This is a genomic window from Bordetella bronchialis (assembly GCF_001676705.1).
In the GTDB taxonomy this organism is placed as follows: domain Bacteria; phylum Pseudomonadota; class Gammaproteobacteria; order Burkholderiales; family Burkholderiaceae_B; genus Bordetella_C; species Bordetella_C bronchialis.
The window spans coordinates 2,361,139-2,374,074 of sequence record NZ_CP016170.1; the positions used below are offsets into that span (position 1 = coordinate 2,361,139).

General features: G+C 69.9%; 10 protein-coding genes. 4 read left to right on the plus strand and 6 right to left on the minus strand.

Annotated features, from left to right (window positions below):
* Positions 1–17 precede the first annotated feature (17 nt).
* The 6 genes from BAU06_RS10650 to BAU06_RS10675 all read right to left on the minus strand — a co-directional run bounded on the left by BAU06_RS10650 (position 18) and on the right by BAU06_RS10675 (position 5,874).
* On the minus strand, positions 18–608 hold the full coding sequence (locus BAU06_RS10650; protein ID WP_082988132.1) for a GNAT family N-acetyltransferase: 591 nt from the start codon (positions 606–608) through the stop codon (positions 18–20).
* 39 nt (positions 609–647) lie between these two features.
* Positions 648–959: a DUF2513 domain-containing protein gene (locus BAU06_RS10655; protein ID WP_066348426.1), complete on the minus strand. Its 312-nt coding sequence runs from the start codon at positions 957–959 to the stop codon at positions 648–650.
* Between the two features lie 94 nt (positions 960–1,053).
* Positions 1,054–1,575 carry a sigma-70 family RNA polymerase sigma factor gene (locus tag BAU06_RS10660; protein ID WP_066348428.1) on the minus strand — a complete coding sequence of 174 codons (522 nt, stop codon included), beginning with the start codon at positions 1,573–1,575 and terminating at the stop codon, positions 1,054–1,056.
* A gap of 59 nt (positions 1,576–1,634) precedes the next feature.
* Positions 1,635–4,088, minus strand: coding sequence for a TonB-dependent siderophore receptor (locus tag BAU06_RS10665; RefSeq protein WP_231934079.1), 2,454 nt, complete (start codon positions 4,086–4,088; stop codon positions 1,635–1,637).
* 272 nt (positions 4,089–4,360) lie between these two features.
* Positions 4,361–5,362, minus strand: a complete 1,002-nt coding sequence (locus tag BAU06_RS10670) for a FecR family protein (RefSeq protein ID WP_066348438.1) — start codon at positions 5,360–5,362, stop codon at positions 4,361–4,363.
* Positions 5,359–5,874, minus strand: a complete 516-nt coding sequence (locus BAU06_RS10675) for a sigma-70 family RNA polymerase sigma factor (protein WP_066348444.1) — start codon at positions 5,872–5,874, stop codon at positions 5,359–5,361. The genes BAU06_RS10670 and BAU06_RS10675 overlap by 4 nt, the downstream gene beginning before the upstream one ends.
* A 205-nt stretch (positions 5,875–6,079) precedes the next feature.
* Here BAU06_RS10675 and BAU06_RS10680 point away from each other — a divergent pair, with 205 nt between their 5' ends.
* The 4 genes from BAU06_RS10680 to BAU06_RS10695 all read left to right on the plus strand — a co-directional run bounded on the left by BAU06_RS10680 (position 6,080) and on the right by BAU06_RS10695 (position 12,933).
* Positions 6,080–6,304, plus strand: a complete 225-nt coding sequence (locus BAU06_RS10680; protein ID WP_066348447.1) for an MbtH family protein — start codon at positions 6,080–6,082, stop codon at positions 6,302–6,304.
* Complete coding sequence (locus BAU06_RS10685; protein ID WP_082993620.1) at positions 6,301–7,044, plus strand: thioesterase II family protein; 744 nt, start codon at positions 6,301–6,303, stop codon at positions 7,042–7,044. The genes BAU06_RS10680 and BAU06_RS10685 overlap by 4 nt, the downstream gene beginning before the upstream one ends.
* A gap of 73 nt (positions 7,045–7,117) precedes the next feature.
* Positions 7,118–8,110 carry a TauD/TfdA family dioxygenase gene (locus BAU06_RS10690; protein ID WP_066348452.1) on the plus strand — a complete coding sequence of 331 codons (993 nt, stop codon included), beginning with the start codon at positions 7,118–7,120 and terminating at the stop codon, positions 8,108–8,110.
* Complete coding sequence (locus BAU06_RS10695; protein WP_066348455.1) at positions 8,107–12,933, plus strand: condensation domain-containing protein; 4,827 nt, start codon at positions 8,107–8,109, stop codon at positions 12,931–12,933. Before BAU06_RS10690 ends, BAU06_RS10695 begins: the two co-directional genes overlap by 4 nt.
* The last annotated feature ends 3 nt before the right edge of the window (positions 12,934–12,936 follow it).

Consider the following 12,936-nt stretch of genomic DNA (forward strand, 5'->3'; position numbering starts at 1 on the left):
TTTTCACTGGGGCGCCCTTATCGGCGCGCGTCCAGGACTTTCTCCATGAAAACGCTGAGCGGATCGGGCAGGTAATCGCCGAAGGGCGGGATGTCGCGGTAGCCGCTGGCGCGGTACAGGCCCAGGGCCTCGGGCTGGTGGATGCCCGTTTCCAGCCGCAACAGGGGAATGCCGCGTGCGCGCGCCTGGTCTTCCAGGCGTTCCAGCAGCCGGCGGCCCAGCCGCATGCCGCGCGCTTCCGGCACGACGAACATGCGCTTGATTTCCGCGCTGCCGTCCAGGGCGGGCACCAGCGCGCAGCAGCCCAGCGCGATGCCGGCGCGGCGGGCGACGAAGAAATCGATGCCGGGTTGTTCCAGCGCGTCGACTTCCAGGATGTGGTTGCTTTCCGGCGGGTAAAGCGCGTGCAGGTAGGCGTCGGCCTGGGCCAGCAGCGCCTGCACGTCATCCTGGCGCGGGGGCTCCAGCGCGATGGTGGCGTGGCCTGGCGGCGTGCCGGCGGACGAAGTGGCCGCCGGGGCCCGGGAGCCGGCGGGTGTGCCGCTTTCCTTGCCGGAGAAAGGCGCGGCGGCCGGCGGGCCGCCGCCTTCGGGGTAGGGAGTGGTCATGCCGAGGGAAGCCGTGTTGCGCGGTCCGGTCGCGCCGGTTCAGTCGTCCAGGTCCAGGTCGTCCTCGTCGTCTTCTTCGTCCTCTTCGTCTTCTTCGTCCTGTTCCAGGGCGTCGTAGCCCTTCCAGGTGATGCGCCACATGGCGTCCTGGCCCGCGGTGCTTTCGGTCAGCTTCTTCGCCAGGCCCGCATCGGCCAGCAGTTCCAGATGGTGGCTGACCGCTTCGGGCGTGGCGCCTTCGATATCGAGTTCCTGCACGGCGGCCGTCACGTCACGGCCGCTCAGGACGGCTGCCTCGGCGTCGCGGAAGGCGCCGAGGATGGAGACGACAAGGTCGAAATTGCGTTGCATGGCGACACCTCATGAAGTTGGCGCGCCGAGGGGCGGCGCATCCGCAACGTTAACAGATGCGCCGCGATGGGGATGTGACGGCGTTCCCTACCCATCAGTCGGGCAACAGGCACTCCCGGCAGGGGCTGAGCGCCAGCTGCGCGTCGCGGATCATGAAGTTGACCAGCGTGGTGGACACGCCCAGGTCGCGGGCGATGTCGCGCTGCGTATGGCCTTCCAGGCGGTACAGCTCGAATGCCCGCCGCGTGCGCGCCGAAAGGCTGGCCAGCGCCGCGCTTGCCAGGGACAGGGCCTGCTGGCTGATGACCACATTGTCGGCACCGTCGGCGGCCATGACGTTTTCGCCGTCCTGCTCCTCGGCGAAGAGGCGGTACTCGAAGGCGCGCCGGCGGTGATAGTCGATGGCCAGGTGGCGCACCGTCTGGAACAGATACGCGACGGGTTCCCGTATGGTGGACAGCGGCGGCCCTTCGAGCAGTTTCAGGTAGGTGTCCTGGACGACGTCGTCGGCCAGCTCCGCCGAACCCAGGATGCGCAAGGCGGTGCGCAGCAGCTTGGGCTGGTGGACCATATATAGCGCCGCCAGCGTATTGGCGGCCGGTGTCTCTTTCTGCATGGATGCTCCTTGCGGATACGCGCGGGCATGAGCCCGGTTCCCCGGCTCGCGATACGGCGTCAGAAGCGGTAGGCCGCGGTGGCCATCACGGTTCTGTCGATGCCGTATCGGCAATTGAGCCGGTCGTTGCGACAGACCACCGTTTCCTTGTTCATCACATTCGTCACGTCGACGGAAAACCGCCAGGCGCCCGTTTCGTATCCCACCGAGGCATCCAGCAGCGTCGCGGGGGCGTTCTTCATCGTGTTCTGGACGTCGACCCAGGTGGTGCCGACGTAGCGCAGGCCCAGCGCGGCGCGCCAGCCCCGGGCATGGCCGCCGGCGAAGCGGTGCTGCAGCCACAGCGATGCCATGTGGCGCGGCGTGACGATGGGTGTCTTGCCTTGCCCGCCGTCATTGCTGCGCGTATTCGTCACGTCGTTATAGGTGTAGGCCGCCAGCACGTCCCATCCGCGCGCGAAGCTGGCCTTGGCCTGCAGCTCGACGCCGCGCGAGCGGGTTTCGGCGCTCTGCACGCTGAAGCCGTCGTGCAAGGGATCGGGCGTCAGGCCATCGCGCTGGCGCAGGTCGAACACCGCGAGCGTGTAGATCGCGTCGGCATCCGGCGGCTGGATCTTGATGCCCGCTTCGACCTGTTGCGCCTTGGCGGGCGTGAACGGCGTCCCGGCATAATCCACGCCCAGCTGCGGCATGAATGACGTGGCGTAGCTGACATAGGGCGATACGCCGGGCACCGCCTCGTAGGACAGTCCGGCGCGTCCGGTAAAGGCGTGGTCGCGCTGTTCCGTGCGGGTCTGCCGCAGATGGTCGATGGTCTGGTCGTTCACGCTGTCGTGGCGGCCGGACAGGGTCAGCGTCCAGTCGCCATGGCGGATCTGGTCCTGCGCGTACACGCCCCATTGCGTGCTGGTTTGCTTCAGGTCCAGGAAGGTGGCCAGCGTGCCGGGCAGCGGCAGGTCCAGCCCGTAGACCGGATCGTCCAGGTCCAGGTCGGGCGCGGGGCCCTGCTTGTAGGTCTGCCAGCCTTGCACCCGGCGGTAGTCCACGCCCAGCAGCAAGGTGTGCGACAGGCCCAGGCCATCGTCGAAGCGGCCTTCCAGCTGGTTGTCGACGGCCAGGCCGTGCATGGCCTCGCGCGCGTCGACCAGATAGCGCGTCAGGGTCCTGCCGTCGGCCTGCAGGGCCAGCGGGTACAGGTTGCGCAACGTCATGTCGCCGTGCTGATAGCGCAGGTTCTGGCGGGCGGTCCACACGCGGTTGAAGCGGTGCTCGAACTGGTAGCCGGCGCTGGCGACGTCACGGTCGTAGCCATCGTAGGCATAGTCGCCCACCAGCGTGCGCCAGGGGTAGTAGCTGCGCGATTCGCCGTCGTTGCGGTCGTGCTGGTAGTGCAGCAGCACCGTGATGCGGGTGTCGGCCGAGCGCCAGGTGTAGGCCGGCGCCACATACGCCAGGTTGTCGCGATAGCGGTGGCCGCTGCTGTATTCGTCCTGCGTGCCGGACTCGCGGGCCGTGGCGGTCAGGCGGTACAGGGACGTGCCACCCGCGTCGATGGGACCGCCCAGGTCCAGATAGGCCTGCCGATGATCGTAGGATCCCAGTTCCAGCGCGACCTCGCCCACGGGCTCTTCGGTCGGACGCTTGGTGGTGCGGTTGACCAGTCCGCCGGCCGACGCCTGGCCGTACAGCGACGACGATGGCCCGCGCAGCACTTCTATGCTTTCCAGGGCATAGGTCGGCAGGCGCGGCCGGATCTGGTCATACGGCATCTGGCTCAGGCCGTCGCGGTAGTCGCCGCCCAGCTTGGCATCGAAGCCGCGCAGCACGATCCAGTCGTTGCGGATCTCATTGCCGCCGTAGTTGTTGATCTGCACGCCCGGCGTGTATTGCAAGGCCTGCACCACCGAGGCGCTGTTGCGGTCCCGCATGTCGCGCTGGGTGATGACGGATACCGACTGGGGGTTGGAGAGCAGGTCAGTTTCGGTCTTCGTGCCGGTGGTGGTCTGCCTGGCGACGAGGGCATCGGCGTCGCCAGCCAGGGGGCGCGCCTGGACCTGGACCGTGGGCAGTACGGCGGTGGCCGCCGTCGCGATGCGTATCACGTGATAGCTGCCCGGCTGCGTCTCGCGCGCTTCCAGGCCATGATCGAGCAGGACCGCGGCGAAGGCCTGGTCCGGCGTGTAGCGGCCCCGCAGACCCGGGCTTCGCGCCTCGCCGACGACGGCCGGATCGAAGTAGACCAGTACGCCGCCCTGGCTGGCGATCTGCTGCAGCACGCGGGCCAGCCGGCCGGGCGCGATGTCGAATTCGCGGGCGGCCGGCGATGCCGCGGCGGCTTGCGGCGCCGGCGGGGCGCCGGCGCGGGCAGGCTCGCCGCCCGCGTTGCCGGAGGGGCGCGCCTGGCCCGGGAGCGCGTCCGCCGCATGGCCGGACCGGCCGCCCGCGGGGGCATCCTGGGCGTGCGCGGAACCCGCCAGGCCCGGTCCGGCCCCGGCCAGCGCGGCCATGAGCATGGCGGTCACGAGCCGGTTCCGCCCATGATGGCGGGTTTTCTGGCAGCGAGCCTGTGCATCGCCTCTCCTCGTCATGACGTGGGGTTCCGTTGCCGGCTCATCTTCGAGCCGTCCATGCATAGAGGACACGTAGCCATGCGAAAACCGGAAAGCGATGGGCGGAATTTTTTCTGGGGTCGGCAATCGCCGCGCGACGGCAAGGCAGCGCAGGGCCGCAGGCCGGCAAGCCGGCGTGCGCCCCGGGCCGTGCCTGTCTTTCCGGGCGGCCGGCGCTACAGGGCGCGGCGCGCGGAGACCTCTACCCAGTACGGCGTCCGGCGGGTGATGGCCACGGGCAGCAGTCCGCTGATCGCATCCAGTACGCGGTCGGTATCGTCGGTGGGGAAGAGGCCGGACAGGCGCATGCGCCCGGCGGCGGCATCACAGGTGATATAGCCGCGCCGATAGCGGCTGAGTTCCGCCAGGAAGTCGGCCAGGGCGACGTCGTCGGCGGCGATGCGGCCCTGCAGCCAGGCATCGGTGCCCGGCGCCACGGGACGTATGGGACCCATGCCGCCATGGTAGAAGGCGGCCATGTTGCCGGCGGACAGGTAGGCCGGCTCGGCGCCCCCCGCCGGGTGCAGGCGGACCTGGCCTTCGTAGACCGCCACGGTGGCGCGCTCGTCTTCCACGCGGATATTGAAACGGGTGCCCAGGGCACGCACGGTCCCGGCGGCGGTGCGTACCGCGAAGGGCGCCCGCCGGTAGGGCGTGGCATGCCCGGTCGTGAAATAGGCTTCGCCGCGGCGCAGGGTGACGATGCGCCCCGCATCGCAGAAATCCACGTCGATGCCGCTACCGCTATTGAGCACGATGCGGCTGTCGTCCCGCAGCACGATCTCGCGCCGCGTCCCGACACCGGCCGTGTAGTCGGGCGTGATGCGCAGCAGGCGCATGCGGTCGGCCAGCCATGCCGCGGGCGCGCCCAGTACCAGCAACCCCGCGGCGGCGCGCAGCAGGCGCCGGCGGGTGTCCTTGCGGCGCGCGCGGCTCAGGGCCTCGTAGGCGGGCCGGCCGCGGATCGCGTTCATGCGGTCGTCCGCGTAGGCCAGCTGGGCCCAGGCGCGCTGGTGGTCGGCATCGGCGGCGCACCATGCCACCCAGTCCTGGCGGTCCTTGTCCGTGGCCCGCCCGGACGAGAACAGGACGTACCAGCGTGCCGCTTCCTCCGCGATGCGCGGTTCCAGGGGCATGCCGCCGGCGTACAGGATGCGCTGCCCGGTGCCGCGGCTCATCGCGCGGTCTCTTGCAGGAAGAAGCAGGCCTGTACCGCGCGCACCATGTAGTTCCGCACCGTGCGGGTGGTCACGCCCAGCCGCCGCGCGATGTCCTCGTGTTTCATGCCTTCCAGCTGGGCCAGCAGGAAAGCCTCGCGCGCCTTGGCGGGCAGGGCGTCCAGCGCCGCGTCGATGGCATACAGCTGTTCCAGCAGCAGCTTGCGCTGTTCGGGACCCGGCGCGTATTCCTCCGGCACCAGCGCCAGGGCTTCCAGGTAGGCGCGCTCGATGGCATTGCGGCGGTAGTAATTGGCCAGCAGGCGGCGCGCGATGGTGGCCAGGAAGGCGCGCGGCTCGGCCAGCGCCGGCAGCTCGCGGGTGGCAAGGATGCGTACGAAGGTGTCCTGCGCGAGGTCGACGGCGGCGTCTTCGCCGCCCATCCGGTGGCGGAGCCAGCCGGCCAGCCAAGGCTGGTGCTGGGAGTAAAGCGCTTCCGTTCTTTGATGCACGCTCAGCTCGTCGCCAGACATGGGTTCGTCTCCGCAGGAGGGTCGGAATGTCGATGCGCATAATGATAACGCTTATCAATTACTTTTCCTAACGCATTTGCAGGCGGCTGGAGCAAGCTTCGTTAAATTCCGTTCACGGTCGTTCGTCAACGGAAATGAGAGCTAATCCTGTCCACGCTCGACAGGCCCCGGCTCACCCCTGACAACGACACGGACGGAAAGAGTGATGAGTTGCTTCGATCGTGAAGGCGCGGTTCTGCGGGTGCTGGTCAACGACGAGGAGCAGTACTCGCTGTGGCCGGATTTCAAGGCCATCCCGGCGGGGTGGCGCGATACCGGCGTACAGGGCGACAAGCAGACCTGCCTGGCGTACGTCGAAAAGGTTTGGACGGATATGCGTCCCTTGTCGCTGCGCCGCTTCATGGATGAACAAGCGTCGGCGGTGGAATGATGTCCCCGGCGGTGTCCCTGCTATGCCTGCCATGCGCCGGCGCGAGCGCGACCATGTACCTGCGCTGGCGGCGGCGGCTGGAACCCTGGCTGCACATCCTGCCGGTGGAACTGCCGGGGCGCGGCGTCCGCATGGACGAGCCCTACGCCACCGACGTGGAAACCCTGGCCGCCCGGCTGGTGGAGGAACATGCGGGCGATATGGCCCGCCAGCCCTATGCGCTGTTCGGCCATAGCATGGGCGCCCTGATCGCCTACCACATGGCCGCGCGCATCGGCGCGCGGGGGCTGGCGGCGCCCAGCCTGCTTATCGTCTCGGGCAGTCCGGCGCCGGCGCGGCGCGATCCCGCGCGCTTCGACGGCATGGACAACGACCAGGCCCTGATCGACGACTTGCGCAAACAGGGCGGTACGCCGGAAGCCGTGCTGGGCAGCCGGGGGCTGCGGCGCTTCGCGCTGGACACCCTGGCGGCCGACTATGCCATGTGCCGCGCCTACCGGTACGCGCCGCGTCCGCGGCTGGCCGTGCCCCTGCTGGTGCTGGCCGGCCGGGATGACGACATCGCGGCGCCGGCTATCGATGCCTGGCGCGAGGAGACCGCGTGCGGCATCCGCCAGGCGTGGTTCGAAGGCGGACATTTTTTCGTGAAGCATCGGGAAGAAGAAGTCCTGGCCTTGATCGACCGGTCCCTGCGGCCTATCGCGCAGCGGGCGGGCCACGGATCGATCGCGTTTGCCTGAACCGCGGGCGGCTCTCGGCAGCGGCCCGGGCGCCACGCCCGCCGCCGCGCCGGCACGGCGCCGTCCTGAACCGATGGAATCCATGATGGAACGATATGAACCTGCCGGACCGGCCGGCGCGGGATTGCCGGTGACGATATCGCCCGCGCGCGAGGGCGAGCCCTTGCTGCAGGCGCTGCCCGGCCTGCGCGAGCGTATCGACGCGGCCTTGCCGCGTGCCGGCGGCGTGCTGCTGCGCGGCTATGCCGTGGCGTCGGTGGAGGAGTTCCGCGCCTTCGCCGCGGGCTTCGGGCATGCGCTGCTGTCGTATGAGTTCGCCTCCACGCCGCGCAGCGCGGTGTCCTCCGGCGTGTACACGAGCACGGAGTATCCGGCGCACCAGCATATCCCTCTGCACAACGAGCAGGCCTATACGCGCGAGTGGCCCATGAAGATCTGGTTCCATTGCGTGAAGGCCGCGGCATCCGGCGGCGAAACGCCCATTGCCGACAGCCGCGCCATCTACCGGCGCATTCCGGCATCCATCCGCGAGCGCTTCGCGCGGGGGCTGCTGTACGTGCGCAATTTCGGCGAGTTCGATGTGCCGTGGCAGCAGGTCTTCAATACGGACGACCGTGCCCGTGTCGAGACGTATTGCCGGCACGCGGGCATCGAGGCGGAGTGGCTGCCGGACGACGGCTTGTGCACGCGCCAGCGCTGCCAGGGCGTCGAACGTCATCCCGCGACGGGCGAGCCGGTGTGGTTCAACCAGGCGCATCTCTTCCATGTGTCGGCGCTGGACCCGGACGTGCGCGAGTCGCTGGAGGAACTGGTGGGCGCGGACCGCATGCCGCGCAACGTGTACTTCGCCGACGGCACGCCCATCGAGGACGCCGTCTTCGACCGGATACGGCAGGCCCTGGCGGCGGAGACCATCGTGTTTCCCTGGCAAGAAGGGGACGTCCTGATGCTGGACAACATGCTGGCTGCCCATGCGCGCACGCCCTACCGTGGCGAGCGCAAGGTGGTGGTCGCGATGGCGCAGCCGCACGGCTCGGCGATGTTCCACGACGCGGTGGCGGCATGAACGCGGGCCGGCCGGCACTGCCGGGCATGCCGCCCCCGTCCATGGCGTACGACGCGTCGCCGGACGATGGCGCCGCCACGATCGACGCGCGCCTGCGCGAGCATGCGCGCAGGCGCGGCGACGCCACGGCGCTGATTGTGGAGCAGGCCGGCGGCGCGCGGTCGCTGACCTACGCCGAACTGGACGCCGCGGCGCGGCGCCTGGCCGCGGCGCTGCGGTCGCGGCTGCCCAGGGCCAGCCGCGTGCTGCTGATGCTGGATAACGATCCGCACTACGTCATCGGGTTCTTCGGCTGCCTGTACGCGGGGATGATCGCGGTGCCGGCGTTCCCGCCGGATCCGGCGCGCGAGCAGGAGCTGCGCCGCCTGCAGGTAATCGTGCGGGACTGCCAGGCGGGTTGCGTACTGGCCACGGCGGAGGCGGTGGCGGGGCTGGCGGGCGCGCTGGCATGGTTCGATGGCGTGCCCTTGCTGGCGATCGACGCATGCGTTGCCGGAATGCACGGGGCCGGCGCGCACGTCGTTGGCTCGCACGTCGCCGGCTCGCACGTCGCCGGCTCGCACGCGGCCGCCGCGTGGGCCCTCGAGGCGGCCATCGCGCCCATGGCGCCGATGGCATCCATGGCGCCCATGGCGGCATGGGATGGACCTGCCGCCGACGGGCAGGACATTGCCTTCCTGCAGTACACCTCGGGGTCGACCGCCAATCCCAAGGGGGTGATGGTCAGCCATGCCAATCTGATGGCCAATTCGCTCGCCATGCACCAGGGCATGGGTACCCGCGTGTCGGATGTCTGCGTGTCGTGGCTGCCGCTGTATCACGACATGGGCCTGATTGGCGGCCTGCTGCAGGGACTGTACCTGGGGACGCGGGTCGTGCTGATGTCGCCCCGGTACTTCCTGGAGCGGCCGCTGCGCTGGCTGGAAGCGATTTCGCGTCATGGCGGAAGTTTCAGCGGGGGACCGGATTTCGCGTACCGGCTGTGCGTGGAGCGCATCCGGCCCGAACAGCTACGGGGGCTGGACCTGTCCAGCTGGCGCATCGCCTTTTCCGGCGCGGAGCCCGTCAACCCCGATACGCTGGCCGCCTTCGCCCGCCTTTGCGCCGACGCCCGCTTGCCCGCCGCCGCGCTGTATCCCTGCTATGGATTGGCCGAGGCGACCTTGTTCGTATCCGGCGGCGACCGCACGCGGCCGCCGATATGCACGACCTTCGACGAGGACGCGCTGTCGGCAGGCCGCGCGCACGCCATGGCGCAGGGCCGGCGGCTGGTGGCATGCGGCGCGCCGGCGCCCGGCCACCGCATCGCCATCGTGGACCCGGAAACGCTGCAGCCGCTGGCGGACGGATGCCAGGGAGAGATCTGGACCGCCGGCCCCAGCATCGCGCGGGGATACTGGGGCAACGCCGAGGCGACATCGCGATCGCTGGTGGCGCGCGACGGCCTGTGCTGGCTGCGCACGGGCGACCTGGGCTTCATGCACGGCGGCGAACTGTATATCAACGGCCGCATCAAGGACCTGATCATCGTGCGCGGCCGCAACCTGTATCCCCAGGACATCGAGGCGGTCGTCGAGGCGGAGGTCCCGCAGGCACGCAAGGGCCGCGTGGCAGCCTTCGCGGTGGACACGCCGGACGGCGAAGGCATCGGCCTGGCGGCGGAGATCGCGCCGCTGCAGCGCAAGCGCCATGCGCCGGGCGGCCTGGTGCGCGCGCTGGGCCGCGCCGTGGCGCTGGCGTGCGGCGAAGCCTTGTCGGTGACGGTGCTGCTGGAGCCGGGTACCTTGCCCAAGACCTCCAGCGGCAAGCTGCAGCGGGCCGCCACGCGGGCGGGCTGGCGCAGCGGGACCCTGCATGCCTATGCCATCCATGAGCACGGCCGCTTCGTCCTGGGCGAGGCGGGCGATGCCGCGCCGGTGCCGCCCAAGGACGGGACCGAAGCGGCCCTGGCCGCCATCTGGTCGCAGGCGCTGGGACGTGCCGTGGAAGACCGTACCGCGCGCTTCTTCGACCTGGGCGGCAGCTCCCTGTCCGCGGCCCGGGTGGCCGCGGCCATCCGGACGCGGCTGGGCGTGGCCGCGGGCGTGCGCGACGTATTCGCCCATCCGGAATTGGCGGATTGCGCGGCGCATCTCGATGCGATGCGCGGCAAGCGGGCATGGCAGGCGAACGCAACCGATGCGGGTCGCGCGGCGGATGTGCTGGCGCCGGTCCAGCGGCGCCTGTGGCTGCTGGACCGCATGGCCCCCGATGCGGCGGGTCGCGCGCGCTACAACCTGGGCATGGCGTTCCTGCTGGACGGCGAACTCGATCCGGGACGTGTCGAATACGCGATCAATCGCATCGTCGCGCGCCATGAGGTGCTGCGCACCTCGTATCCGGAGGACGAGGATGGCGAGCCCGGCGCGCGGGTCGCGGATGTAGCGCATATGGAAGTGCCGCTCGTCGATGCGTCGGCGTACGGCGCAGCGACGGCCCCGGATGCCGGCGACGGGGCCCGCGATGTGGCGGCCACCGCTATGGCGGCAATCAATGCGGCGACCGTCGATGCGGCCATCGTCCGCCTGGCCGCCGAAACGGTCGCCGAGCCCTTCGATCTCGCCGCCGGTCCCATGCTGCGCGCGCGCTTGCTGCGCCTGGGCGAACGCCGCCATGCGCTGGTGGTGGCGGTGCATCACATCGCCTTCGATGGCGGGTCGACGGGCGTGTTCGCCGACGAGTTCCGCGCCCACTATGCGGGCCGGGACCTGCCGGCGCCGGCCTTGCAATATGGGGACTACGCGGCGGCCAGCCTGCACGCGCAGCAATCGGGCGCCTGGGAGGGCAGCCTGCATTATTGGCGCGCGCAACTGGCCCAGGCGCCCGTGCTTTCCTTGCCCTCGGCCGCCTTGGGGCGCGGTATGGCGCGGCGTCCGGAGGCGCCGCCACGGCAGCCGCCGGGCGCCGATAGGTTCGATCGCGGACCGGCTGTGCCTGGCGCGGCAGTCCCGGATAGCGCGCGGGCCGCCACGCTGCGGCAGGTCGTGCCCGGCAGCCTTGCCCGCCGCTTGTCGGACCTGGCGCGGCGCCACGATGCGACGCTGTTCCAGGTGCTTATGACGGTCTTCCTGATGACGCTGCATCGCCATGCCGGCCAGGACGATATCGTCGTCGGCACGGATGCGGCGGGCCGTGACGATCCGGCCTTGTCGTCGCTGATCGGCTTTTTCGTCAATGTGCTGCCCATCCGCTCGCGCGCCCTGGATTCCGCGCCTTTCGCCCGCTGGCTGGAGCGCGTGCGAGCCACCGTGCTCGATGCATTGGAACACCAGGCCGTGCCGTTCGACCGCATCGTCGACGCCGTGGGCGCGCCGCGCGAGCGGGGACGCAGTCCGCTGGTGCAGGTGCTGTTCGTCATGCAGGACACGCTGCGCCTGGATCTCGACCTGCCGGGCGTGGCCGTCCGGCCCGTGCCGCTGCCGACCTTGCATGCGCGCTTCGACCTGGCGGTGTTCGTGCACGAACAGGCCCAGGGATTGGAAATCGAATGGACTTATGCCGATGCGTTGTTTTCGCCCGCGGCCGTGGAAAGCATGGCGACGATCTGGGCGGAAGTGCTGCATGCGGTCGCCGCTGACGATGGCCGCGCCTGGGCCGTCGACGACATTCCCCCGCTAATGGAATCCGCCATGACCGCCACGGTATCCACGCACGACGATGCAACGATGCAAGAAAGGGACGTCGCGCCATCGACGCGGGACGCGCAAGAAGCCCGGGTGCGCGGCAAGCTGGATCGCTTGTCGGCGCGGCGGACCGCCGTCGCCGGCCCCGCGGACGCCGCGCCCGTGCGCATGGCGCCGCTGACCGCGGAGCGTCCCTTTCCCCTGTTGATCGAGGCCTTGGATCCGGACCTGGACCCGCTGGCCTGGGCGGCGGCGCAGCGTGGGCGGATCGAGGCCTTGCTGGCGCGTCACGGCGGCATTCTGTTCCGCAATTTCGCGCTGCGCACGCCGCGGCAGTTCGAGGCCTTCGCCGAAGCCATCGAACCCGCGCTTTACGGCGGCTATGGGGATCTGCCGAAGAAGGAGGGTGGCCGCAACACCTACCGGTCCACCCCTTATCCCGAAAAGCAGATGATCCTGTATCACAACGAGAGCGCGCATCTGGAGCGCTGGCCGCGCAAGCAGCTGTTCTTCTGCGAGCTGCCCTCGCGGGTCGGCGGCGCGACGCCCATCGTCGATTGCCGCGAGATGCTGCGCCGCCTGCCGCCGGACATCGTCGAAGCCTTCGAGCGCCGCGAGCTGCTGTATGTCCGCACCTTCACCGAACGGCTGGACGTCAGCTGGCAGCGCTTCTTCGGCACCGACGACCGACAGGACGTGGAGTCCAGGCTGCGGCGCGCCGGCACCGGATTCCGCTGGCTGGACGACAACACGCTGCAGACGCGTACGCGCTGCCCTGCCGTGATCACGCATCCCGGCACCGGAGAGCGCGTGTTCTTCAACCAGGTCCAGCTGCATCACATCCATTGCCTGGAGCCGGAGGTGCGCGCGGACCTGCTGAGTATCGCCGGCGCCGAGCGGATGCCGCGCCAGGTCTATTTCGGCGACGGCGGCGCCATACCGGAATCGATGATGGACATCATCGGCCGCACCTATGAGGAATGCGCGGTGCGTTTCGCATGGGCGCAGGGAGACGTGGTCATGCTGGACAACATGCTGGCCGCGCACGCGCGCGATCCGTACGAAGAACCGCGCAAGGTCGTGGTCGCCATGGGGGCGATGTTCGACCGCGCGGCCCTGGCGGGTTCGGACCGGCCCGCGCCGGCGTTGGACAGGGGTTGAGAC

Bases quoted from the DNA above. Each gene is read 5' to 3' on its own strand.
- BAU06_RS10655 (WP_066348426.1), bottom strand. From the start codon at position 959: ATGCAACGCAATTTCGACCTTGTCGTCTCCATCCTCGGCGCCTTCCGC.
- BAU06_RS10675 (WP_066348444.1), bottom strand. From the start codon at position 5,874: ATGTCTGGCGACGAGCTGAGCGTGCATCAAAGAACGGAAGCGCTTTAC.
- BAU06_RS10665 (WP_231934079.1), bottom strand. From the start codon at position 4,088: ATGCTCATGGCCGCGCTGGCCGGGGCCGGACCGGGCCTGGCGGGTTCC.
- BAU06_RS10680 (WP_066348447.1), top strand. From the start codon at position 6,080: ATGAGTTGCTTCGATCGTGAAGGCGCGGTTCTGCGGGTGCTGGTCAAC.
- BAU06_RS10650 (WP_082988132.1), bottom strand. From the start codon at position 608: ATGACCACTCCCTACCCCGAAGGCGGCGGCCCGCCGGCCGCCGCGCCT.
- BAU06_RS10690 (WP_066348452.1), top strand. From the start codon at position 7,118: ATGGAATCCATGATGGAACGATATGAACCTGCCGGACCGGCCGGCGCG.
- BAU06_RS10685 (WP_082993620.1), top strand. From the start codon at position 6,301: ATGATGTCCCCGGCGGTGTCCCTGCTATGCCTGCCATGCGCCGGCGCG.
- BAU06_RS10695 (WP_066348455.1), top strand. From the start codon at position 8,107: ATGAACGCGGGCCGGCCGGCACTGCCGGGCATGCCGCCCCCGTCCATG.
- BAU06_RS10670 (WP_066348438.1), bottom strand. From the start codon at position 5,362: ATGAGCCGCGGCACCGGGCAGCGCATCCTGTACGCCGGCGGCATGCCC.
- BAU06_RS10660 (WP_066348428.1), bottom strand. From the start codon at position 1,575: ATGCAGAAAGAGACACCGGCCGCCAATACGCTGGCGGCGCTATATATG.